The following is a 22,351-nucleotide window of genomic DNA, read 5'->3' on the forward strand; positions in this document are numbered from 1 at the left end:
TGCTGAAAAACGCCATCCCTGGCGTTTTTCAGGTCGCTACGGAAAAACGTGGTTTTCCTGCGCTCCCGGTCATCCAGCGCTGGCGCGCTGGATGACCGTCGGCACCTCCATGTGCCAAGCACAGCGTGCCGAACACTTCGTTTTTCAGCACGCTGCTGAAAGGCAGTCCCGCGCGCTCAGGCGCCGGGCAGGCGCGCCAGCAGCACGGCACGCGGATCGAAGCAGGCGACCACTTTGCGCCCCACGCGCAGAGTGGCCGCCTCGCCGTCGCGCAGCACCGCGGTCACCGTGCGTCCGCCCGGCAGATCGACAATCAGCTCGCTCTGCTCGCCTTCCTGGCTCAGGCGCGAAATGCTGCCGACGAGACGGTTGGGCTGCGTCACCGGCACCTGCTCGGGCAGGGCGATCTGGACCGCCACGGCCTTGACCAGGGCCGCGATGTCGCTGCCCGGCGTGATGCCCAGGCGCTTGGCGCTGTCGGTGGAGATGTGCGCGATGATGCTGAGCTTGTCGTCGAGTGCGATCTCGATCGCGGCATGCACGCGGTCGGCGCGCACCGCGCACACGCTGCCCACCCAGTGATTGCGCGCGCTGGTCTGCAGCGAGAAGCGCTGCAGCAGGCGCCGGTATTCGGCGAAGGCCTGCGGACCGCCGGCGCGCGCACCGACGCGCTCATTGAGCAGGGCCAGTGCCTGCTGATGTTCTTCTTCAATGGCGCGCACCAGGGCCACCACGCGGCGGCCGTATTCGGTGAGCTGCGTGCCGCCGCCGCGCTGACCGCCGGTGGCGCGCTGCACCAGGGCCTCGTCGGCCTGGTTGTTCATCGCATCGATGGCGTCCCAGGCACCCTTGTAACTCATGCCCACGGCCTTGGCCGCCTGACTGATCGAGCCTTTCAGGTCCACGGCTTCGAGCAGATCGATGCGGCCGGCCACCAGGAAGGGCACGCCGTCCTTTTCCAGATGCAGGCGGCCGCTGTAATGAGAGCGCTTGGTCATGCGCGCATTGTCGCGCAATCGTTCAGAGGCTGCGCAGAAAGTCCAGCAGTGCCTCGCGATCCTGCGCGCTCAGGGCGCGGTAGCGGCGCTGTGCGGTCTGCGCTTCACCGCCGTGCCAGAGGATGGCTTCCTGCAGATCGCGTGCGCGGCCGTCGTGCAGGAACTGGCTGTGCTCGTTGATGGCTTTGATGCGGCCGATGCCCCACAGCGGCGCGGTACGCCAGTCACGCCCGCCGGCCTCGTAGTCGGGACGATGATCGGCCAGGCTTTCGCCCATGTCGTGCAGCAGCAGATCGCTGTAGGGCGCAAAGTCCTGCCCGGCCAGCTGCGGCGCCAGGGCCTGCGCGCCGCTGCGCAGCTGCGGACGATGACAGAGCGCGCAGCCCAGGCGCATGAACAGCTGCGCGCCATGCCGCGTGGCGGGCGTCGCTGCGCGAGCGGGTGGCACTTGCAGCAGCGCCAGATACCGCGTCAGCGCATCGAGCTGTGCCTCGCTCAGCTCCGGTTCTCCGCCCGTGGGCGCGGCGCGACAGGCGCGCTGCGCGGGCCGGCAGTTCTGCTGCGGATGCAGGCTGCTGCTGATGCCCAGATCCCCGAGCATGGCATTGGCGATCTGCTGGCGCAGGTTCGGGGCATTGGCCTTGAGACCGAAGCGGCCCAGGCGCAGCTGGCCGTCTTCGCCGCGCAGCTGATTGACCCGGCCACGCACGCCGTCGGGCTTGGGCTCGGCGGCCATCGCGTGCAGGGTTTCATCGCTCACCGCATCCAGCAGACCCATGCCGATCAGCGTCGGCCCGACGCGCAGGGAAGTGAGCGCGCCCTGCAGCGGACCATAGGCCAGGGCCACGATGCGCAGCCGTGGCCGGCGCAGGGTGAGACGCTGGCCATCGTCCAGGCTCAGGCTCTGCATCTGCCAGTCGATGAACACGCTGCCTTCGCCCGGCACGCCGGGGATGCCTTGCTCATTGAGCTGTTCGCCGTAAGCCGGATGCGGCCTTGGTGCAGCGCCGGCGGGGCCGGGCAGGGACAGGCGCAGCAGTGCCGACTGCAGGCGTTCGTCGCGGCGATCGGGCGTGCGGCCGCGACCGTTCTTGGGGTGGCAGGAACTGCAGGCGAGCTGGTTGTAGAGCGGCCCCAGGCCATCGTGCTGCGTGTCCTGCGAAGGCGCCACGATCCAGCTCTGATGCATCAGCGTGCGGCCTTCGAAGAATTGCACCTGTTGTCCGGCCGACAGGTCCGGCAGTGGGTGATTGAAGGCTTCGCGATCTTCGGCGGCCAGCACGCGCTGTGCGCAGAGCAGCAGGAGCAGCAGACAGAAGCGGGGCATGCTCAGGCTCCGGCGGCGGACAGCAGGCGCGCGACCTGCTCGCGTTGCGCGGCGGCGAAGGCCGACCACTGTGCCTCGATCGCTCGTGGCGCCGACTCGCTCTGCGCTTCCAGGCGGCGCGCGTATTCACGCGGCGCGAGTTCGGCGGCCTGCGCCTCATCGATAGGCATGCGGCAGAGTTCGCGGCGCGCCGCCGCGAGTTTCAGCCCGCGCGCCTCGCCGGCGTGTATGCGGCGCCAGAGCGCTTGCAGCGGTGCATGCGGCTGCGACAGACATGGCTCGCACAGCGCCGCGAGCAGGCCCAGGCGTGCCTGTGTGCGCGTGCTGTCGTAGTCCAGGCCGCCGGCCTGGGCGGCGAGATAGGGATTGAAGCTGCCGCGCGGCGCCTGGCGATACACCGAGGGCCGCACCGGCAGCTTGCGCAGATCCGGATGCAGCAGCAACGCCTGTCCGGTTTCGGAAAGCAGGAAGCCGACGAAGGCCAGCGCCGCTTCGCGATGCGGCGTGCTGGCGGTGACCGCCACCTGGCCGGGATTGACGCCGCTGTGACGCGGATAGATGAAGTCGAGATCGGCGCCATTGGCCATCGCCGAGGCGACGAAGAAGTCGATGCTCAGGCCTACCGCAGCCTCGCCCTGCGTGCCGACGCTGTCGCTGACGAAGCTGCCGCCGCGTCCGATCAGCTGTGCATTGCCGGCGATTTCCTGCCACAGCGCCCAGCCACGCTGCCAGCCATAAGCCTGCAACACGATGTCGAGCATCACCGGCGCAAAGCCCACGCGCGCCGGATCGGGCATCGCGATCAATCCGGCGTAACGCGCATCACAGAGTTCCGGCCAGTCGGATGGCGCCTGCAGTTGCCGCTGGCGCAGGCGCGCGCGATTGAGCGCAAAGCCGTAGGCCGCCATTTCGGTGGCGACGAAGTAGCCCTGCGGATCACTGAGCTGGCAGCCGCCGATGCGCGGCGGCAGGCTGCGCAGCGTCTCCGGCAAAACCTGCCAGCCCTGCGCGGCCTTGATCTGCGCGAAGGTGCGCGGCGAGGCGCTCCAGTACACATCGATGCCGTTCTGATCCGGCGCCTGCAGATAGGGCAGGGCCTCGTGCGGCATGCGCCAGACCATGTTGAGGCGGTACTGGGGATACGCGGCGCCGAAGGCGGCGACGAAGCGGGTGACCACTTCATCGGGATAGGCGGTGAGCACATTGAGCGTGTTGTCCGGCGTCTGCGCCTGCGCGCGCGGCGGCGCGACAGCGGCGAGTGCCGCACCACCGAAAGCCTGCAGCAGACGGCGGCGGTCGTGGCACAGGGGGGCGCTCACAGCCGGTACTCGGCGCGCAGATAGTAGCTGCGCCCGGCCTCCGGATAGCCTTCACTGAATTCATAGAGCCGGTCGAAGAGATTGTGGACACCGGCGCTGGCCGAGCAGCGCGGCGTGAACGCATAGCGCGTGCTCAGGCCCATCACCCCGAAGCCGGCGGCGACCTGTGTGGCGTCCGTCGAGGAATAGCGCTTGCTCATGGCCTGTACCTCGCTGGCCAGCGACCACTGTGGCAGAGGCAGCCAGCGCAGCTCACCGTTGAACTGATTGCGCGGGGCATCCGTGAGCCGCAGCCTGGCGTTGCTGCGATTGCTGCGATCCAGATAGCTGTAGCTCAGGTCTAGGCGCCACTGCGTGCAGTGTCCGTGCAGCGCCAGGTCCACGCCGCCGCTGTGCACCTTGCCCACGTTCTGGTTTTGCGTGCAGGGCGCACTGGCGCAAGCGCTGTCGGCGATGCGCACGGCCTGAATCAGTTCGCGGATATTGCTGTAGAACAGCGCCAGATCCACATCCAGTCCCGCCAGCAGCGGCCGCGCATAGCCGGCTTCGAAGTGATCGGCATGCTCGGGCTTGAGCGCTTCATTGGGAATCGCGGTGCCCAGGCGATAGGAGTAGCGATCCTTGATGGTCGGGAAGCGGTTGCGATGCGCGTAGGTGGCGCGCCAGCTCTGCTGGTCCTGCGTCTTGCGGAACAGGCCCAGCTCGCCGCTGAGGGCGTCGTTGTCCTCGCGTGCGAATGGCGACAGGGCATGCGTGGTGGAGTTGTAGTCCTGTGCCTCCAGACTCTGCCGCGCCTCATAAGCCAGGCCGCCGACCAGCGACCAGTCGCCGCCCAGCTGCTGCGTGTCCTCGCCGCCGATGGTCCAGTTGCGATCCTTGAAATGCCGGATCGGCTCGCCGGCGTTGTGCTCGCGATGCACGTCCTCCTTCCAGGTCGCGGCCAGGTGCAGCTGATTGTCCTCGCGCAGCTGGCTGCGCGTCTCCAGACCGGCGCCGTTGGAAAAATCGTCGTACCAGCTGCGGAAGGCGTAGGGCTTGCTGATGCTGGTGTAGCTGGCGTCGTCGTAGGAGAACAGCGAGTTCTTGAACGTGTCGTGATAGACGCGCAGCTTGAGCTCGTGCTCGTCCAGCTGCGTGCGGCTCATGGCATAGACGCTGTCCTTGTCCCAGCTCGGCCAGCGCCAGTAGCGCGGCTTGATGCTGCTCAGGCTGCCGGCGTAGGGCGGAGTGCCTTTCTCGCCCTGCTGCCAGTTGTAGCCCAGCACGTATTCGTCGCCGCCGGGCGTGTAGGCGAGCTTGGCGGAGAGGCGGCGATCCTCGCTGTCGCTGTTGTTGCGCGCACCGCCGTCCTCGGCCGTGGTGGCGGTGAAATCGGCCGGCAGCTCGAAGCGGTCCTGCTGGCGGTAGGCCACGCCCAGCTGCGCGTAGCCGTAGTCGCGGTGCAGGCCCAGATTGGCGTAGGCCTCACGGTTCACATCATCGCCCGCGCGGTTCAGGCCCAGCTGGGCACCGCTGTCCAGCTCCAGTGGCTGACTCGGCCGCCGGCTGATCAGATTGATGGCGCCGCCCAGGGTGTTGGCGCCGTAGAGCAGCGAACCGAAACCACGCGAGATGTCGATGCGTGCGATGTCGCTGCTGAGAAAGCGGCCCAGATCGACATAACCGTCATACGGCACGTACACCGGCAGGCCGTCGACGAACAAGGGCACCTGGCGCAGATCGAAGCCGCGCACGAAAGCCACTTCCTCGCCACGCGCGCCGACGCGGCCGAGATACACGCCCGGCGCCAGCGCCACGGCGGCGCCGACGGTCTGGCGATCACGTTCCCGGATCTGCTCCTGGGCGATCTGGATCTGTGCGTCGATCTTGTTCTCGCTGCGGCTGCCCAGCACCTCCACGGTGCCCAGGTCAAAAGGCGTGGCGTCGGTGGCGTGGCTGGGCTGGCTGAGCAGGACACTCATCAGCAGGCCGGCCGCCGTCCCCGCGCGTGGCGCGATCTCGTGCATCATCGTGACTCCCTAAGCTGGTGGCGAAGAAATCAGGTGCAGACGCCGGGCGCGGACCACCGCCGCGCGCGGCGCTGCATGGCATTCAGAACGCCAGCTGCAGGCGCATCTGGTAGAGGGTCGGCTTGTCGCCATCCATGCTGCCGCCGTCGAGCTTGAGCACCTTCACGGCATTGAGGCTGCCGCGCAGATAGCTGTTCAGATACCAGTTCAGCGCCAGCGCGGCGTTTTGTTCGTAGCCGCCATACAACCCGCGATCCGACAGATCGATGCCGCTGTAGCGCGCCGCCAGCTCGAAGGCGCCCCTGCCCTTGGCGCCGAAGTTGCGCGCGGGCTTGATGCCGTCGAACAGACCGCGGTCGGCCTTGTAGGGGCGCATCTCGCCGCTCAGCGTGTAAGCGAGCTGGCCGTACCAGCCCTTGAAGGACAGGTTCTTGCCGGTATCTCGCGCCACCTCGGTCTGCAGGTACTCGCCCTGCAGTGAAGCGGCGCCGTACTGCGCGGCGAATTCGGCATCGGCGACGCGATAGTGCTGGACGTTGCCGGCGATGCTGCCGGTGCTGACGAAGCTCTGTGCGGGCTGATTGCTTTCCGGTTTGCTGCTGAAGCTGATGCTGCTGCCCTTGCCGTTGCTGCCGGTGTTCTGCGTGGTGGCCCGCCACACGCCGCTCAGGCCCAGATGCACGCTGCTGCGCTCGCTCAGCAGCGGCGCATACGTGACACGACCGGCCAGGCTGTAGCCCTCATCGCCAGCAGCGGTCTGCGCGGTGTTCAGCGGCTCGCCGAAGGCGCCGGCGCTTGCGCTCCAGTTGCGCCCGGCGTGGCTCAGCAGCAGGCCCGGCGCGCGGGTGTTGCCGGTATTGATGAAGGCGAAGGGCAGGCCGCGCTCCATGAAGGTGAGGGTCTTGTCGGAAGCCAGTGCTTCCAGGCCGATGGGCGGCTTGACGTTGCCGATGGTTATGGTCAGCGGTTTATAGCCGGCATAGGCGACATAGGCGTCGGTGACGCCGGAGGAACTGGCGGTGAGGTTGCTGAATTCGTACTCGACGCGGTACTGCCAGTCCTTGAGAAAGTTGCCGCCGATGCTCAGGCGCGAACGCCGCAGCTGCGAGCCGTCGGCGAGATCGGCCTGGTCCTGCTTGAACGCCGCATAGTCCAGCTGTTGCAGCGTGCCCAGCTGCAGGGAACTGGCGCCATCGCCAGAGACAAGCTTGAAACCGCTGTCGGTGCTGGCGCCGGACCTGGCTTGCTGCTGGGCCTTGAGCGCGCCCGCCTCTTCGGCACTGAGCACGCCCTTGGCCTGCAGGATATCGAGCAGATCGTCGGCGGCCTGGGCCTGCGCGCAGGCGCACAGGCCCAGCAGGCCGGCGGCGATAGGGTGTTGACGGTGACGCATGTGGACTTCCCCTGTTTGCTTGTCACGGTTATTTATATAAACAACTACATATAAAAATGGAACAAGCAAGGCGGATGCCAGGCGCGGGCGCTCCTTGTCGCAAGCGAGCTTTTTATGCCGGTTTACCCGTAGGAGAGCGCAGTGTTTGTCGCAAATATCACAATGCCAATGTCGGGAATGTTGCGCGGAAGGGTTGTATGTGCTGGTTTATCGGAGTGATGGCTGCGTTTGACGGTGGCACCGCACTTGCATTGGACAAGATCAGGTGCCGCTATAAAATGCGGTTGATAATGAAAGTGCCTGCTGCCTTCCGGCGGCGGCACTGGCACAGGGAGTAGCGAAGATGGGGAATTCAGTTTTCTTGCGCCGTCTGGCCACGGCGCTGTCTCTGGCGCTGGTCTTGGCGCTGCCGAGCCTGACGGCGCGCGCCGAGGACAAGCCGGTGGTGGTGTTCGCCGCCGCCAGTCTCAAGGAGGCACTCGATGAAGTCGGTGCGCAGTGGCAGAAGGAACAGCACGGCCAGGTCGCCATCAGCTACGCGGCGTCCAACACCCTGGCCAGGCAGATCGAGCAGGGGGCGCCGGCCGATCTGTTTCTCTCCGCCAATCTCGAATGGCTGCAGTACCTGTCGGTGCGCAATCTCACGCGCAAGGACAGCGAACGCAATCTGCTGCGCAACCGTCTGGTGCTGATCGCGCAAAAGGCGTCCAGGCTCAAGCTGCTGATCGCGCCGGACTTCCCGCTGGCCAAGGCGCTGGGTGATGGTCGTCTGGCGCTGTGCAATCCGGCGGTGCCCGCCGGCATCTACGGCAAGCAGGCGCTGAGTGCGCTGAATGTCTGGGACAGCGTCAGCGCCAGGACTGCGCAGGCTGATAATGTGCGCGCGGCGCTGCTGCTGGTCTCGCGCGGCGAGGCGCCGCTGGGCATCGTCTACTCGACCGATGCTGCCGCCGATCCGGCGGTGCGCGTGCTCGATACCTTCCCGGAAGATACGCATGAGCCCATCGTCTATCCGCTGGCGCTCACGGCCGCATCCACCCATCCGCAGGCCAGGTCGCTGTACGACTACATCGTCTCGGCCAAGGCGCGGGCGATTTTTGTGAAGCACGGTTTCACGGTGATCACGGACGCGGCACACTAAGGCTCCAAGTTCGCATCTGCGATCCCGTCTCCACATGTTCCATCTCAGCGTCGAGGAATGGACGGCGCTGGCCTTGTCGCTGCGCGTCGCCGGCGTCGCGGTGCTGGCCAGCCTGCCGTTCGCGGTGGCGGCGGCCTGGGTCTTGTCGCGCACGCGCTTCGTCGGTCAGGCGATTTTTGACGGCGCGATTCATCTGCCGCTGACCCTGCCGCCGGTGGTCACCGGTTATCTGCTGCTGCTGACGTTCGGCCGGCAGGGCGTGGCGGGGCATTTTCTCGCCGAGCATCTGGGCATCGTGTTTTCCTTTCGCTGGACCGGTGCCGCGCTGGCGGCGGCCGTGATGGGCTTTCCGCTGATGGTGCGTTCCATCCGTCTGTCCCTGGATGGCGTGGACACGCGCCTGGAAGAGGCGGCGGCGACCCTGGGCGCGCGGCCGCTGGCGGTGTTTGTGACGGTGACCCTGCCGCTGATCGGGCCCGGCATTCTCTCCGGCATGGTGCTGGGTTTTGCCCGCGCCATGGGCGAGTTCGGCGCCACCATCACCTTCGTGTCCAATATTCCCGGCGAAACCCAGACCCTGGCCAGTGCCATCTACACCTACACGCAGGTGCCGGGCGCCGATGCCCAGGCCCTGCGCCTGACCCTGGTGGCGATTGCGGTGTCGATGACGGCACTGATCGCTTCCGAGTGGCTGGCGCGACTGGGCCGCAAGCGCGCGGTGGGCACATGAGTCTGGAAGTCGGCCTGCGGCATCGTCAGGGCGCCTTCGCCCTGGACCTGGCTTTCGACAGTCCCGGCGGACTGGTGGCGCTGTTCGGGCCTTCGGGCTCGGGCAAGACCACGGTGGTGCGCGCCATCGCCGGCCTGCTGCGTGCCGAGCAGGCGCGCATCGTGGTCGATGGCCAGGTGCTGGTGGACAGTGCGGCACGGGTGTTCCTGCCGCCGCACCGGCGCCGCATCGGCTACGTGTTCCAGGAGCCGCGCCTGCTGCCGCATCTCTCCGTGCGCCAGAACCTGGACTATGGCGGCTGGTTTGCGCCGCGCGGCGCGCGGGTCTCGGCGGCCGAGTTCGCACGCCTGGTGGAACTGCTGGACATCGGGCCGCTGCTGTCCCGCCATCCGGGACGCCTGTCCGGTGGCGAACGCCAGCGCGTGGCCATCGGCCGGGCGCTGCTGTCGAGTCCGCAGCTCTTGCTGATGGACGAGCCGCTCAGCCAGATCGACGAGAACCGCAAGAACGAGATCCTGCCGTATATCGAGCGCATGCGCGACGAGGTGCGGGTGCCCATCGTCTACGTCAGCCATGCCCTGGATGAGGTGGTGCGCCTGGCCGGGCGGCTGGTCTGCATCCAGGACGGCCGGCTGCTGGCCTGCGGCCCGACCGGCGAGGTGCTGACCCGCACCGACCTGCCGATGTTCGCGCAGCGCGCCGATGCGGGCGCGGTGCTAGAGGCGCGCGTGCTGGCGCATGACGAGGCTTACGCCCTGAGCCGCCTGGCCTGCGCCGGCGGCGAGCTCTGGGTGCCACGCCTGCCGGCACCGCCGGGCGGGACCGTGCGGCTCTGGGTGCGCGCCCAGGATGTGATGCTGGCGCTGGAGCTGCCGCAGGGCATCAGCGCGCTCAACCATCTGCAGGGCGAGGTGCTGGCCCTGGGCGACTCGGGCCTGGGCACGGTGATGGTGCGCCTGGATTGTGGCGGCACGCCGCTGCTGGCCCGCGTCACGCGGCTGTCGGCCGAGCGCCTCCGGCTGCGCGTGGGTTTGCGTCTGCAGGCTCTAATAAAGAGCGTCAGTTTTCCCCTGGCCGGGGCCGCTGCCGGCGCGCTTTGAGCCGTGCCGGCCGGATGCGTGCGAAAAGCGCGGACAAGCGCTGGATTTCTGTGGACAAATCGCTACAATACGCGGCCTTTCGGCAGCCCCGTCCCGCGGCAGCCGCATCAGTATCTTAGGAATTTGTCAGCATGGTCACGATTCGTCTGGCTCGCGCCGGTGCCAAGAAGCGCCCCTTCTACCACGTCGTTGCGACCGAGAAGAGCAGCGCCCGCGACGGCCGCTTCATCGAGCGCCTGGGCTTCTACAACCCGAACGCCAAGGGCCAGGAGCAGAAGCTCGTGGTCGATCTGCCGCGCGTCGAGCATTGGCAGAAGAACGGCGCGCAGGTTTCCGAGCGCGTCGCTTACCTGCTGAAGTCGGCGCCGAAGGCGAACTGATTTTATGCAGGCGCGCCGGGTGACGCTGGGCCGCGTCGCCGGGGTGTACGGCGTGCAGGGCTGGATCCGGGTGTACTCGTACACCGATCCGCCGCACAACATCCTGAAGTACAAGCGCTGGTGGCTCAGTCACGGCGAGGGGTATGAAACCGAGGTGCTGGACGGTCGCCAGCACGGCCTCCCGGTGGTGGCACAGCTCAGCAATGCGAAGGGTGAGGCGATCACGGATCGCGATCAGGCCGCGCTGCTGATCGGTGCCGAGATCCAGGTGGAACGCGAGGCGCTGCCCAAGCTGCGCAAGGACCAGTTCTACTGGATCGATCTGATCGGCCTGAGTGTGGAGAACACGGAAGGCCAGGCGCTGGGGCAGGTGCGGGACGTGACCAGCAACGGCGCGCAGGATGTGCTGGTGGTGGCGGGTGAGGGCGAGCGGCTGATTCCGTTCGTGCGGCCGCAGATCATCAAGAGCGTGGACCTTGCGGAAAAGCGCATCGTCTGCGACTGGCAGCTGGACTGGTGATGCAGATCGAGGTCATCACGCTGTTCCCCGAACTGGTGGAACAGGTGACGCGGCACGGCATGCCGCGCATCGCCGTCGAGCATCAGCAGCTGGTGCTGAGCACGCGCAACCCGCGCGACTACAGCACCAACAAGTGGCGGCGGGTCGATGACCGGCCCTACGGTGGCGGTCCGGGCATGGTGATGGAAGCCGAGCCGCTGGCCGCGAGCATTGCAGCGTCGAAGCAGACGCTGTCCGGCGCGAAGGTCGTGTACCTCTCGCCGCAGGGTGAGCGCTTCAGCCAGAGCTGGGCGCAGCGCCTGAGCGCAGAGCAGCAGTTGATTCTGCTCTGCGGACGCTACGAGGGGCTCGATGAGCGCCTGCTGCAGAGTGAAGTGGATTTGGAGTTGTCGCTGGGCGATTTCGTGATGTCCGGCGGTGAACTGGCGGCGATGGTGGTGGTGGATGCCATCGCGCGGCTGTTGCCTGGGGTGCTGGGCGATGCGCAGTCGGCGGAAAACGATTCGTTCTCCGCAGGGCTGCTGGATCATCCGCACTACACGCGGCCGGAAGACTGGCGCGGGATGCAGGTGCCGGAGGTGCTGATGTCCGGTGATCATGCGAAAATCGCGCGCTGGCGTTGGCAGCAGGCCCTGGGCGCCACATGGTTGAAGCGGCCCGAGCTCCTGGCGGAGCTTGAGCTGGATGAAGAGGCAAAGAAGCTCTTGCGCGAGTTCATCGCGCAGCAGCAAGACAACTGAGGTGTGAGATGCGTACGAACAAGATCATTGCCGCGATCGAAGCGGAGCAGATGAACAAGAAGGTCCCGGATTTCCGTCCCGGTGACACCGTCGAGGTCAAGGTGAAGGTGAAGGAAGGCGACCGCGAGCGTCTGCAGGCCTTCGAGGGCGTGGTCATCGCCCGCCGCAACCGCGGCCTGAACTCCGCGTTCACGCTGCGCAAGACCTCGCACGGCGAAGGTGTGGAGCGCGTGTTCCAGACCTACAGCCCGCAGGTCGCCGAGATCCTGGTGAAGCGCCGCGGTGCGGTGCGTCGCGCCAAGCTCTATTACCTGCGCGATCTGTCCGGCAAGGCCGCGCGCATCGCCGAAAAACTCGACTAAGCAGCGGCGGCGCGATCGCGCCGCGCTGGTGTCGGCAGTCGTATCAGCCACGACGGACTGTGAAGTCCGTCGTGGTTTTTTGTGTTTCTTGCATTGACGCCTTTCCTTGGCCGGCATATGTTGAAAAAAACATATCCCTTGCAAGAAACAGCGGCGAGGGATGGGGACAGGTTGGGATTTCCCTTGCATGAAATCGGCTCGGTGCCACACATGGCATCACAGCCGGCACATCGTGCAATCCTCTGAAATCGAGGTGCCTCATGTCGCAAGTCCCAGGTGGCTGGACGCCGTTCAGCTTTGAAGTGACGCCCGAAGCTTCCGCCGTGTTTGCCCAGGCCTTGAAAGGCTTCACTGGTGTTTCCTACACGCCTCTGGCGGTGGCGACGCAGGTCGTCGCCGGCCTCAACTACAGCTTTCTGGCCAAGGGCACGGTGGTGATTCCGGCGCAGACGCAGCTGGCGGCGGTGATTCACATCTACAAGCCGCTGCAGGGCGATCCCGTGCTCCGCCAGATCGACGAGGTGCCGCCGACCTACTAATGGCGTCCGGCCTGGAGACGGCCGTCTCCAGAAGGCTTCAGACCAGGGGCGCTCGAGGAGGAGCGCCCTTTTTTTGGGGCCACGATCCGCTTGAACAAGGCGCTGATAAGGCAGTGTGGCACGCGAAAATTTTTTGCTGGTCTCTTGCCTTGCGCTTGCTTTCCTAGTATTTAAATGATTGTTTCAAACAAATGTTTAAATCCTATGGAAGCCAGCGCCGCCAGCACCGCCGAAGACACCCGCGAGAGCCTGCTCGCGGCGGCCGCTTCGGTATTTGCCGAGCAAGGCTTTGACGGTGCGCGCGTGCGCGAAATCGCGCAGCGCGCCGGTGCCAATGCCGCTGCCATCAGCTACCACTTCGGCGGCAAGCAGGAACTCTATCGCGAGGTGCTGCGCCGTCAGGCCGGCGTGCGTATCCAGCGCTTTCCCTTGCCGGCCGTGCCGCCGGTGCAGGACGAACCGGAACAGGCGCTGCGCCTGGCGATCGGCGCGCTGCTCAGCCGTTTCCTGAGTCAGGACGACTCTCTGCTGCCGCGACTGATGATGCGCGAGATCGCCGCGCCGACCGCCGAGCTGGAAGCGATGGCGCGGGAGATGATCGCGCCGCAGTTTGCGCAGCTCGGCGCGCTGATTGCGCGCTGTCTGGGCGAGGCGGCCAGTTCACCGCGCGTGCAGCGCTGCACCTTCAGTCTGCTCAGCCAGTGCATGTTCTACCTGTTTGCGCGGCCCCTGGTGGGCGTGCTGGCGCCGCAGACTTACGAAGGTGATGCCATTGCGCGGCTGTCGGCGCACATCGCCGATTTTTCCCTCGCCGCCCTGCGCGGTCTGCGTAGCCAGGGAGTTGCCTTTGATGAATAAGTTCGGGGTGTTCGTCCTGCTGATGCTGAGCGCCTGCACCGGCGAGCAGCACAACAGCTGGCAGGCTTATGCCGAAGGCGAGTTCGTCTACATCGCCAGTTCGCAATCCGGCCGGCTCGATGAGCTGACGGTGAAACGCGGCGATCAGCTGGCCGCCGGCGCGCCGCTGTTTCGTCTGGAATCGCAGCGCGAGACCGCCGCAAGGCAGCAGGCGCGCGGGCAGCTGGCGGTGGCGCAGGCGCAGCTGCGCGATCTGCAAAGCGGGCGCCGACCGGCGGAACTGGCGGTGATTCAGGCGCAGCTGGCGCAGGCGCAGGCGGCGGCGCGCTTGTCCGCCGAGCAGCTGCGCCGCGACGAGGCGCAGCTGGCCGTCGCCGCCATCTCGCAGGCGCGGCTGGACGCCAGCCGGGCCGGTGCCACTGCCGACGAGGCGCGCGTGCAGGAGTTGCAGCGTCAGCTGCAGGTGGCCCGCCTGCCCGGCCGCGAGCAGCAGCTTGCCGCGCAGGCGGCGCAGGTGGAGGCCGCCGCCGCCGCGCTGCGCCAGGCCGACTGGGCGCTGGAGCAGAAGACGGTCAAGGCCACGCAGGCCGGACTGGTCTACGACACCTTGTATCGCCTCGGCGAATGGGTGCCGGCCGGCAGTCCGGTGCTGCGCATGCTGCCGCCGCAGAATCTCAAGCTGCGCTTCTTCGTCTCCGAAACCGAGCTGGGGCGCCTGCGTACCGGCATGGCGCTGCGCGCACGCTGCGACGGCTGCGCGCGCGAAATCACCGCGCACATCAGCTTCATCTCGCCGCAGGCCGAGTACACGCCGCCGGTGATCTACAGCAATCAGACCCGCGACAAGCTGGTGTTCATGATCGAGGCGCGGCCGCAGGCGCAGGACGCCGGGCTGCTGCATCCGGGCCAGCCGCTGCAGCTGAGTCTGGCGGAGCGCCCGGCGTGAAGGCGGCGGCGGCCATCGATGTTCGCGAGCTGTCCAAGCGCTTCGGCGACAAGCTGGTGGTGGATCGTGTCTCCCTGCAGGTGCAGCGCGGCGAGATCTTCGGCTTTCTCGGCCCCAATGGCAGCGGCAAGACCACCTCGATCCGCATGATGTGCGGCCTGCTCACGCCCGATGGCGGCGAGGGCCATTGCCTGGGTTACGACATCCGCCGCGAGGCGGCGCAGATCAAGCGTCAGGTCGGCTACATGACGCAGCGTTTCTCGTACTGGGAAGACTTGAGCATCCGCGAGAATCTCGACTTCGTGGCGCGGCTCTACCAGCTGCCGCGCCGTCGCGAGGCCGTGGACCGTGCACTCGAAGACCTGGGCCTGGCCTCCCGCGCCAGGCAGCTCACCGGCACGCTCTCCGGCGGCTGGAAACAGCGTCTGGCGCTGGCCGCCTGCATGCTCCATGAGCCGCAGCTGCTGCTGCTCGACGAGCCCACCGCCGGCGTGGACCCCTCTGCGCGGCGCGATTTCTGGGAAGAGCTGCACCGGCTCGCCGCGCGCGGCATCTCGGTGCTGGTTTCCACGCACTACATGGACGAGGCCGAGCGCTGCCACAAGCTCGCCTACATCGCCTACGGCCGCCTGCTGGTGCAGGGACGTGGCGAGGAGGTGATCGCCAGTCAAAAGCTCAGCACCTGGCGCCTCGAAGGCGAGGACCTGGTGAATCTCGCGCAGCGCCTGGAGCGCACGCCCGGCGTGGCGCAGGTGATTGCCTTCGGCGCCGCCTTGCACGTCTCCAGTCACGATGCCGGCCTCATGGACACACTGCGCGTGCTGCCGGGCGTGCGGCGCGTCGAGACCATCGCCACCGGCCTGGAGGACGTGTTCGTGTATCTGATGAGCCATGCCGACGACAATTTCCGGCAGGGCGCGCCATGAGCCGCGAATGGTTCAGCCTGGCGCGCTGGTGGAGCATCGTGCTCAAGGAAGTGCTGCAGCTGCGCCGTGACCGCATCACGCTGGCGATGATCGTCGGCATTCCGCTGGTGCAGATCAGCCTGTTCGGTTTTGCCATCAACAATGATCCGCGCCATCTGCCCACCGCCGTGATTGCCGCCGATCACAGCGAGATCACCCGCAGCCTGATTGCCGGCCTGCAGAATTCCAGCTATTTCGAGGTGACCGAGACCCTGCCCGACGAGGCAGCCGGCGCCAGGGCGTTGGCGCAGGGCCGGGTGCAGTTCGTGCTCAACATCCCTGCCGATTTCACCGTGCGCCTGATCCGTGGCGAGCGTCCGGCGGTGCTGCTGGAAGCCGACGCCACCGACCCCTCCGCCACCGGCAATGCGCTGTCCGCCGCCAGCGGCATCCTGCAGGGCGTGATCGACAAGGATTTCAAAGGGCCGCTGGCGGCGCTGGCCGGCGGTGCTGCGCCTTTCGAGATGCGCCTGCACCGGCTCTACAACCCCGAAGGCATCACCCAGTACAACATCGTGCCGGGCCTGATGGGCGTGATCCTGACCCTGACCCTGGTGCTGATGACCGGCCTGGCCATCACCCGCGAGCGCGAGCGCGGCACCATGGAAAACCTGCTGGCGACGCCGGTGCTGCCCCTGGAGGTGATGACCGGCAAGATCCTGCCCTACATCGTGATCGGCCTGATCCAGACCACCATCATCATGCTCGCCGCCCACTTCATGTTCCGCGTGCCCTTCGTGGGCAGTGTGCTGGCGCTGTATCTGGCCGCGCTGCTGTTCATCGCCGCCAGCCTGACGGTGGGCATCACCCTGTCCTCGCTGGCCGGCAACCAGCTGCAGGCGATGCAGATGACCATGTTCTACTTCCTGCCCAACATCCTGCTGTCCGGCTTCATGTTCCCGTTTCGCGGCATGCCGCAATGGGCGCAGGTTCTCGGCAGCGTCCTGCCGCTCACCCATTTCAACCGGCTGGTGCGCGGCATCATGCTCAAGGGCAACGGCTGGGTGGAGCTGTGGCCCGACGTCTGGCCGATTCTGCTGTTCACGGTGCTGGTGATGGGCGTGGCCCTGCGTTTCTACCGGCGCACCCTGGACTGATTTCACTGGCCCGGGCCTCGCAGCCCTTGAAAACCACCGTGGCCGGCCCCAGAACCGCGCCAATCCAAGCACAACCAGGGACACCGGCACATGAGCGTCGAGACACGCGAATTCCAGACCGAGGTGCGCGACCTGCTGCACCTGATGATCCACTCGCTGTACTCCAACCAGGAAATCTTCCTGCGCGAGCTGATCTCCAATGCCTCGGATGCCTGCGACAAGCTGCGTTTCGAGGCCATCGCCAGGCCCGAGCTGCTGGGCAGTGACGAGCTGGCCGTGGAGCTGTCGGTGGACGAGGCGGCCGGCACGCTGACGATCAAGGACAACGGCATCGGCATGAGCCGTCAGGACGTGATCGACAATCTGGGCACCATCGCCCGTTCCGGCACGCGCAAGTTCATGGAATCGCTGTCCGGCGATCAGAAGAAGGATTCGCAGCTGATCGGCCAGTTCGGCGTGGGTTTCTATTCGGCCTTCATCGTCGCCGACAAGGTCACGGTGCTCACCAAGCGCGGTGACGAGGAAGCGGTGCGCTGGGAGTCCGACGGGCAGGGCCAGTTCAGCGTGGAGCCGAGCTTCAAGCTGGATCGCGGCACCGAGGTGATTCTGCATCTGCGCGAGGACGCCAAGGACTTCACGCATCTGCCGCGCATCGAGGGCATCGTGCGTCGGTACTCGGATCACATCGGCCTGCCGATCCGCCTGCGCAAGAAGGAAGGCGAGGTGGAAACGCTGAATCAGGCCAGCGCTTTCTGGACACGGCCCAAGAACGAGCTGAAGGACGAGGACTATCAGCACTTCTACCAGCACCTCACCCATGACTTCGCGCCGGCCCTGGCCTGGGCGCATCACAAGGTGGAAGGCACGCTGGAATACACCTCGCTGCTCTACATCCCCACGCGCGCGCCCTTCGATCTCTGGGATCGCGAACAGTCGCGCGGCGTGCAGCTGTATGTGAAGCGCGTGTTCATCATGGACAAGGCGGCGGAACTGCTGCCGGCCTATCTGCGCTTCGTGCGCGGTCTGGTGGACAGCGCCGATCTGCCGCTGAATGTCTCGCGCGAGCTGCTGCAGGGCAATCGCACCGTGGAGAAAATCCGCTCGGCCCTGGTCAAGCGCGTGCTCGACATGCTGGAAGACATCGCCGAGAAGCGCCCCGAGGATTACGCCAGGTTCTGGCAGACCTTCGGTGCCGTGCTCAAGGAAGGCATCGTCGAGGATCAGGCCAACCGCGAGCGCGTGGCCAGGCTCTGCCGCTTCCATTCCAGCGCGCAGAGCGGCGAGCAGCCCGAGGTGACGCTGCCGAAGTACGTCGAGCGCATGGGCGCCGAGCAGAACGCCATCTACTACCTCACGGCCGACAACCTGAGCACGGCGCGCAGCAGCCCGCATCTGGAAGGCTTCCGCGCGCGCAATCTGGAAGTGCTGCTGCTCACCGACCGCATCGACGAGTGGGTGGTCAGCCATCTGAGCGAATTCGAAGGCAAGAAGCTGGAATCGGTGGCGCGCGCGTCCAAGGATCTGGAAGCCAAGATCGAGACCCCGGAAAAGGCCAAGCACGAGGGCGAATACAAGGAAACCCTGGAGCGCGCGCAGACCCTGCTGGGTGCGCGCGTGGAGGCGGTGCGTCTGTCCTCGCGTCTGACCGAATCGCCGTCCTGTCTGGTGGCCGGCGAGTATGCGATGTCGCGGCGCTTCGAGGAGATGCTGCGCCGCGCCGGCGAGCAGGCGCCGGCCTCACGTCCGATTCTGGAGCTCAATCCCACGCATCCGCTGGTGGAACGTCTCAAGGACCTGAGTGCTGATGAGGATTTCGGCGATCTGGTGGAGCTGCTGCTGGCACAGGCGCAGCTCGCTGAAGGTGCGCAGCTGGATGATCCGGCGGCCTTCGTGAAGCGCCTCAACCGTCTGCTGCTGGCGCAGGCGGCGCCGGGCAGTCGCATCATCGTCTGAAGGATGGAAAAAAGGCCCCGCATGCGGGGCCTTTTTGATGAAGCTTCAAGGCGCCGCGAGCTGCGCCTCGCGCGCCGCCTTGAACTCCGAGCCACTCTTCCACTGCGGCCAGCTGCTGCCCTGGCTGATCGTGTAGCCGGTGCGTAGCAGCAGTTGCAGATCCTGTGCGGCGCCGGACAGATCCCAATCCGGCTTCACCTCGTCGGAAGGCTTGTGATAGTCGCGGGCCACGTATTCGACGCGCCGGGCCTCGCCGTAGCCGGCCGGCTTGCCGATGATATCCACACCACCCTTGATGTACAGGCCGGGCACGCCGAGCTTGGCGAATTCGAACTGGTCGGAGCGGAAGTACGAGCCCTTCTCCGGATTGCTGTCGGGATTGACCACGCGCCCCTGTTTCTGCGCGAGCGTGGTGAGCACGTCCTCGCTGTCATTCTGGCCGCTGCCGACGATCTGGATGTCGCGCGAAGGGCCCCAGGTGTTGAGCACATCCATGTTGATGTCCACCAGGGTCTTGTTCAGCGGATACAGGGGATGGCGTGCGTAATAGGCCGAGCCCAGCAGACCCTGCTCCTCGCCGGTGACGGCGAGAAACAGAATCGAGCGTTTCGGCGGCGGCAGCTTCGTGTACGCCCCGGCGATGGCAAGCAGGCCGGCAGTGCCGGAGGCATTGTCGGCGGCGCCGTTGAAGATCTGATCGTTGGCCAGATTCGGATCGCGACCGAAGTGATCCCAGTGCGCGCTGTAGATCACGGTCTCTTGCGCAAGCTTCGGATCGCTGCCGGGCAGACGCGCCAGCACATTGCGCGAGGACACTTCGCGCATCTGGTTGTCGATGGTGAAGCTGACGCGCGCCTTCAGCGGCACCGGCTTGAAATCACGCGACAGCGCTGCCTGTTTCATCTGCGCAAAGTCCAGGCCGGAAGCCTTGAACAGGGTCTTGGCCTTGTCGAGCGTGATCCAGGACTGCACGGCGACATGGCTCATGTTGCCGTCGGCGGACTTGAGGCTGAACTGCTCGCCGCCCCAGCTGTTGCGCACCACTTCCCAGGGATACGCCGCAGGTTCGGTCTCGTGCACGATGATGGCAGCAGCGGCGCCGAGCTTGGCGGCGATTTCATATTTGTAAGTCCAGCGACCGTAATAGGTCATGGCCTTGCCCTTGAACATCGCCGGATCGAGTTCGCCGGGATGCGCGGGATCGGGAATCGCCGGATCGTTGATCAGCATGACGATGGTCTTGCCGCGCAGGTCCAGGCCCTTGTAATCGTCCCAGCCGTATTCCGGTGCCTGCACGCCGTAGCCCACGAACACCAGCGGCGAGTCCTGCACCGTGACCTGCGGCTGGAAGCGATGCGAGGCGGCCACGAAATCGTCCTTGGCCTGCATGGCGATGCGCTTGCCGCCGGCGCTGAGCTGCATGCTCGCATGGCCGGTGATGCCGACCATGGGCACGTTCTGCACATAGCTGCCATCGGGATTGCCCGGCGCCAGCCCCAGGGCGCGGAACTGTTCGCTCAGGTAGGCGACGGTCTTGTCCTCGCCTGCGGTGCCGGGCAGACGGCCTTCATACTCGTCGCTGGCCAGCACCTGGATGTGTCGCAGGAGCAGCTCCGGTGTGATCGCCTGAGCGGCACTGTCCAGTGTTTCGATGGGCGGCAGGCGGGTGGGCGTGTCCTGCGTGCGCGGCGTGGCGCAGGCGGTCAGCAGCGCAAGGGCGAGCAGTAGCGAAGATTTGTTCATCATGGCGTGTCTCAGTTGCCGATCCAGCGCTTGAGCCAGGCCTGCACCGTCTCATGCCACTGCAGGCTGTTCTGGGGCTTGAGCACCCAGTGGTTTTCATCCGGAAACACCAGCATCTGCGAGGCAATGCCGCGCCGCTGCAGAGCGGTGAAAGCAGCAATGCCCTGCTCGACGTTGACGCGGTAATCCTTCTCGCTGTGAATCACCAGCATCGGCGTCTTCCACTGCGCGACGTGGTTGGCGGGATTGAATTTCTCGTAGACGGAAGGATCCACGTAATGCGGCACGCCGTGTTCCCACTCGTCGAACCAGAGTTCATCGGTGGCGTAATACATCATGCGGCTGTCGAACACGCCGTCGTGATTGACGATGCAGCGGAAGGCATCCGGCCAGTTGCCGGCGATCCAGTTCATCATGAAGCCGCCATAGCTGGCGCCCAGCGCCGCGGCGCGCGTGCCGTCGATGAAGTCGTAGCTCTTGAGCACATGCGCCCAGCCTTTCTGCAGATCCTCCAGCGGCTTGCCGCCCCAGTCGCGCGAGATGGAATCGGTGAAGGCCTGGCCGTAGCCGGTGGAGCCGTGGAAGTCGATGAACACCACGGCATAGCCCATGCCGGCAAACACCGCCGGATTCCAGCGGTAATGCCAGTCATTGCCCATGCTGCCCTGCGGGCCGCCGTGCACGATCAGCGCCACCGGATACTTCTTGCCGGGCTCGAAGTTCCAGGGCTTCATGACATGGCCGTACACAGTCTCGCCGTTCCAGCCGGCGAAGCGGAACTGCTCGAACTCGCCGAAGCGGATGCGCTTCAGGCGCTCGGCATTGGCCTGGCTGAGCCGGCGCGGCGCCTCGCCGGCAGCGAGATTCAGCGCATAGAGATCGGCCGGCGCGTTCAGGGTGTCGTAGGCGTAGACCAGCGTGTTGGCCACCACATCGAAGCCGCCGACATGGCCATCACCCGTGAGCGCCTTCACCGCGCCGCTGGCCACATCCACCGCGAACACGCGATGCTGGCCCAGGTCATCGGCGTGGGTGTAGAGCGTCTTGCCGTCGGCGGAAAACTGCAGGCCTTCGGCGCTGCGATCCCAGTCCGGCGCCACTTCGCGCAGCGCGCCGCTGTGCAGATCGCGCAGCATGATGGCGTAGCGGTCGGACTCGAAGCCGGCGCGCTTCATGGCGCGATAGGCGAGGTAACGGCCATCTGGCGAGAACACCGGACCGGTGTCGGTGGCCAGATTCGCGGGCGTGAGATTGACCGGCTTCTTGCTGGCATCGGCCGGCACCCAGTACAGATCGAGATTGGTGCTCCAGGCTTCCGTGCGGCCGGCGATGCGCGCCGCGAACACCAGGTTCTTGGCGTCGGGCGAGTAGGCGTATTCGCCATCATCGCCGAAGGGCTTGGAGGGCACGTCGCCGTCGATGTCCTGGCTGACCCACAACGGCGTGCCGATGCGGCCGTCGGCGTTGAAGCGCGCCGTGAACAGCTGCGAGCGCGCGCCATTGGCCCAGCTGTCCCAGTGGCGGATGAACAGGCGCTCGTAAAGCCGGCCGCTGGCCTTGCTCGCGGCCTGTGTGTCGAAGCGCGTCTTGCTGCAGGCCAGGTCGTTCTTGCAGTCGATGAAGACATCGACGGCGAAGGTCAGGCCCTTGCCGTCCGGCGCCAGCACGAAGCTGTTCACGTCCAGCGGCAGCTGTGTCACCGGCTGTGCTTCGCCACCCGACAGATCCAGGCGCCAGACCTGGCTGCTGCCCGAGCGCGTGGAGAGGAAGTACAGGCTCTTGCCGTCCGCCGACCAGCGCGGGCTGCTGTTGCTGCCGCTGCTGCTGAGTGCGCGCGGCTTGCCGCCGGCCAGTTCCAGAAGCCAGATCTGGTTGACGCCCTTGTTGGCCTCGAAGTCGGTGCTGCGCTGGGTATAAGCGACGCGCTGCGCGTCGGGTGACAGGCGCGGATCGGAAACGCGATCCAGCATCACCAGATCGCGGGGGGTAAACGCTTTGGCATTCATGTCGGGGGCGCTGTGAGCGGAGAGGGGGATCGTGGCGAGCAGCGCGGTGGCGAGCAAGCGGCGCATGGCTTTGTCCTTATTTTGATTCGGCTGCGGCTGATCCGCGAATGGTAAGCGCCGCAGCGCGTCGGGCGGGAGGGGAATCTTCCTCACGCTGGGATGGGTGCACTTGCGCGCCGCTGAAATTGTTGTCAGTATCACGACACTAAATATTCCGGCGGCCGG

20 protein-coding genes are annotated in these 22,351 nt (G+C 66.2%); 13 read left to right on the forward strand and 7 right to left on the reverse strand.

The window, feature by feature from the left end:
• Positions 1-176: 176 nt before the first annotated feature.
• The 5 genes from BMY12_RS10990 to BMY12_RS11010 form a co-directional block, all read right to left on the reverse strand.
• The gene (locus BMY12_RS10990) at positions 177-998 is read right to left on the reverse strand and encodes a TOBE domain-containing protein (RefSeq protein ID WP_143068927.1); all 822 of its coding nucleotides are present in this window, start codon (positions 996-998) and stop codon (positions 177-179) included.
• Positions 999-1,020: 22 nt separating this feature from the next.
• A complete protein-coding gene (locus tag BMY12_RS10995) occupies positions 1,021-2,325 on the reverse strand; it encodes a di-heme oxidoreductase family protein (protein ID WP_093285873.1) in 1,305 nt (434 codons plus the stop codon).
• Positions 2,326-2,327: 2 nt separating this feature from the next.
• Complete coding sequence (locus BMY12_RS11000; RefSeq protein WP_218140163.1) at positions 2,328-3,644, reverse strand: ABC transporter substrate-binding protein; 1,317 nt, start codon at positions 3,642-3,644, stop codon at positions 2,328-2,330.
• Positions 3,641-5,653, reverse strand: coding sequence for a TonB-dependent receptor plug domain-containing protein (locus BMY12_RS11005; protein ID WP_093285875.1), 2,013 nt, complete (start codon positions 5,651-5,653; stop codon positions 3,641-3,643). The genes BMY12_RS11000 and BMY12_RS11005 overlap by 4 nt, the downstream gene beginning before the upstream one ends.
• Before the next feature lie 82 nt (positions 5,654-5,735).
• Positions 5,736-7,046, reverse strand: coding sequence for an OprO/OprP family phosphate-selective porin (locus BMY12_RS11010; protein ID WP_093285878.1), 1,311 nt, complete (start codon positions 7,044-7,046; stop codon positions 5,736-5,738).
• A gap of 343 nt (positions 7,047-7,389) precedes the next feature.
• Here BMY12_RS11010 and modA point away from each other — a divergent pair, with 343 nt between their 5' ends.
• From modA to htpG, 13 genes are all read left to right on the forward strand, one after another.
• Entirely contained in the window at positions 7,390-8,187 is a 798-nt protein-coding gene (gene modA / locus BMY12_RS11015) for a molybdate ABC transporter substrate-binding protein (RefSeq protein WP_093285880.1), read from the forward strand.
• 34 nt (positions 8,188-8,221) lie between these two features.
• Positions 8,222-8,917, forward strand: a complete 696-nt coding sequence (modB, locus tag BMY12_RS11020; protein ID WP_093285883.1) for a molybdate ABC transporter permease subunit — start codon at positions 8,222-8,224, stop codon at positions 8,915-8,917.
• Entirely contained in the window at positions 8,914-10,017 is a 1,104-nt protein-coding gene (gene modC / locus BMY12_RS11025; protein WP_093285885.1) for a molybdenum ABC transporter ATP-binding protein, read from the forward strand. Before modB ends, modC begins: the two co-directional genes overlap by 4 nt.
• 131 nt (positions 10,018-10,148) lie before the next feature.
• Positions 10,149-10,397, forward strand: coding sequence for a 30S ribosomal protein S16 (gene rpsP, locus BMY12_RS11030; protein ID WP_093285888.1), 249 nt, complete (start codon positions 10,149-10,151; stop codon positions 10,395-10,397).
• Between the two features lie 4 nt (positions 10,398-10,401).
• On the forward strand, positions 10,402-10,917 hold the full coding sequence (gene rimM, locus BMY12_RS11035) for a ribosome maturation factor RimM (protein WP_093285891.1): 516 nt from the start codon (positions 10,402-10,404) through the stop codon (positions 10,915-10,917).
• Positions 10,917-11,657 (forward strand): tRNA (guanosine(37)-N1)-methyltransferase TrmD, encoded by a 741-nt coding sequence (gene trmD, locus BMY12_RS11040; RefSeq protein ID WP_093285894.1) that lies wholly within the window; start codon positions 10,917-10,919, stop codon positions 11,655-11,657. The genes rimM and trmD overlap by 1 nt, the downstream gene beginning before the upstream one ends.
• A gap of 8 nt (positions 11,658-11,665) precedes the next feature.
• Positions 11,666-12,019 carry a 50S ribosomal protein L19 gene (gene rplS, locus BMY12_RS11045; RefSeq protein WP_093285897.1) on the forward strand — a complete coding sequence of 118 codons (354 nt, stop codon included), beginning with the start codon at positions 11,666-11,668 and terminating at the stop codon, positions 12,017-12,019.
• Positions 12,020-12,279: 260 nt separating this feature from the next.
• Positions 12,280-12,558 carry a hypothetical protein gene (locus BMY12_RS11050; protein ID WP_093285899.1) on the forward strand — a complete coding sequence of 93 codons (279 nt, stop codon included), beginning with the start codon at positions 12,280-12,282 and terminating at the stop codon, positions 12,556-12,558.
• 204 nt (positions 12,559-12,762) lie between these two features.
• The gene (locus BMY12_RS11055) at positions 12,763-13,416 is read left to right on the forward strand and encodes a CerR family C-terminal domain-containing protein (protein ID WP_177188952.1); all 654 of its coding nucleotides are present in this window, start codon (positions 12,763-12,765) and stop codon (positions 13,414-13,416) included.
• Positions 13,409-14,362: an HlyD family secretion protein gene (locus BMY12_RS20510; protein WP_245732466.1), complete on the forward strand. Its 954-nt coding sequence runs from the start codon at positions 13,409-13,411 to the stop codon at positions 14,360-14,362. Before BMY12_RS11055 ends, BMY12_RS20510 begins: the two co-directional genes overlap by 8 nt.
• Positions 14,359-15,288, forward strand: coding sequence for an ABC transporter ATP-binding protein (locus tag BMY12_RS11065; RefSeq protein WP_218140164.1), 930 nt, complete (start codon positions 14,359-14,361; stop codon positions 15,286-15,288). Before BMY12_RS20510 ends, BMY12_RS11065 begins: the two co-directional genes overlap by 4 nt.
• Positions 15,285-16,424 carry an ABC transporter permease gene (locus BMY12_RS11070; protein ID WP_093285908.1) on the forward strand — a complete coding sequence of 380 codons (1,140 nt, stop codon included), beginning with the start codon at positions 15,285-15,287 and terminating at the stop codon, positions 16,422-16,424. Before BMY12_RS11065 ends, BMY12_RS11070 begins: the two co-directional genes overlap by 4 nt.
• Positions 16,425-16,514: 90 nt before the next feature.
• Positions 16,515-18,377: a molecular chaperone HtpG gene (gene htpG, locus BMY12_RS11075; RefSeq protein ID WP_093285910.1), complete on the forward strand. Its 1,863-nt coding sequence runs from the start codon at positions 16,515-16,517 to the stop codon at positions 18,375-18,377.
• A 45-nt stretch (positions 18,378-18,422) separates the two neighbouring features.
• Here htpG and BMY12_RS11080 read toward each other — a convergent pair whose 3' ends face one another.
• Positions 18,423-20,123 carry a M28 family peptidase gene (locus BMY12_RS11080; RefSeq protein ID WP_093285913.1) on the reverse strand — a complete coding sequence of 567 codons (1,701 nt, stop codon included), beginning with the start codon at positions 20,121-20,123 and terminating at the stop codon, positions 18,423-18,425.
• 8 nt (positions 20,124-20,131) lie between these two features.
• Positions 20,132-22,192 carry an alpha/beta hydrolase family protein gene (locus tag BMY12_RS11085; protein ID WP_093285916.1) on the reverse strand — a complete coding sequence of 687 codons (2,061 nt, stop codon included), beginning with the start codon at positions 22,190-22,192 and terminating at the stop codon, positions 20,132-20,134.
• Positions 22,193-22,351 lie beyond the last annotated feature (159 nt).

The sequence above is a fragment of the Solimonas aquatica genome (genome assembly GCF_900111015.1).
Lineage (GTDB): Bacteria > Pseudomonadota > Gammaproteobacteria > Nevskiales > Nevskiaceae > Solimonas > Solimonas aquatica.

Excerpts from the sequence above, each read along its gene's own strand:
- modB (WP_093285883.1), top strand. The coding sequence starts at position 8,222 with ATGTTCCATCTCAGCGTCGAGGAATGGACGGCGCTGGCCTTGTCGCTG.
- trmD (WP_093285894.1), top strand. The coding sequence starts at position 10,917 with ATGCAGATCGAGGTCATCACGCTGTTCCCCGAACTGGTGGAACAGGTG.
- BMY12_RS11070 (WP_093285908.1), top strand. The coding sequence starts at position 15,285 with ATGAGCCGCGAATGGTTCAGCCTGGCGCGCTGGTGGAGCATCGTGCTC.
- BMY12_RS20510 (WP_245732466.1), top strand. The coding sequence starts at position 13,409 with ATGAATAAGTTCGGGGTGTTCGTCCTGCTGATGCTGAGCGCCTGCACC.
- rplS (WP_093285897.1), top strand. The coding sequence starts at position 11,666 with ATGCGTACGAACAAGATCATTGCCGCGATCGAAGCGGAGCAGATGAAC.
- modC (WP_093285885.1), top strand. The coding sequence starts at position 8,914 with ATGAGTCTGGAAGTCGGCCTGCGGCATCGTCAGGGCGCCTTCGCCCTG.
- BMY12_RS11055 (WP_177188952.1), top strand. The coding sequence starts at position 12,763 with ATGGAAGCCAGCGCCGCCAGCACCGCCGAAGACACCCGCGAGAGCCTG.
- modA (WP_093285880.1), top strand. The coding sequence starts at position 7,390 with ATGGGGAATTCAGTTTTCTTGCGCCGTCTGGCCACGGCGCTGTCTCTG.
- rimM (WP_093285891.1), top strand. The coding sequence starts at position 10,402 with ATGCAGGCGCGCCGGGTGACGCTGGGCCGCGTCGCCGGGGTGTACGGC.
- BMY12_RS11080 (WP_093285913.1), bottom strand. The coding sequence starts at position 20,123 with ATGATGAACAAATCTTCGCTACTGCTCGCCCTTGCGCTGCTGACCGCC.
- BMY12_RS11050 (WP_093285899.1), top strand. The coding sequence starts at position 12,280 with ATGTCGCAAGTCCCAGGTGGCTGGACGCCGTTCAGCTTTGAAGTGACG.
- BMY12_RS11085 (WP_093285916.1), bottom strand. The coding sequence starts at position 22,192 with ATGCGCCGCTTGCTCGCCACCGCGCTGCTCGCCACGATCCCCCTCTCC.
- htpG (WP_093285910.1), top strand. The coding sequence starts at position 16,515 with ATGAGCGTCGAGACACGCGAATTCCAGACCGAGGTGCGCGACCTGCTG.
- rpsP (WP_093285888.1), top strand. The coding sequence starts at position 10,149 with ATGGTCACGATTCGTCTGGCTCGCGCCGGTGCCAAGAAGCGCCCCTTC.
- BMY12_RS10990 (WP_143068927.1), bottom strand. The coding sequence starts at position 998 with ATGACCAAGCGCTCTCATTACAGCGGCCGCCTGCATCTGGAAAAGGAC.
- BMY12_RS11005 (WP_093285875.1), bottom strand. The coding sequence starts at position 5,653 with ATGATGCACGAGATCGCGCCACGCGCGGGGACGGCGGCCGGCCTGCTG.
- BMY12_RS10995 (WP_093285873.1), bottom strand. The coding sequence starts at position 2,325 with ATGCCCCGCTTCTGTCTGCTGCTCCTGCTGCTCTGCGCACAGCGCGTG.
- BMY12_RS11010 (WP_093285878.1), bottom strand. The coding sequence starts at position 7,046 with ATGCGTCACCGTCAACACCCTATCGCCGCCGGCCTGCTGGGCCTGTGC.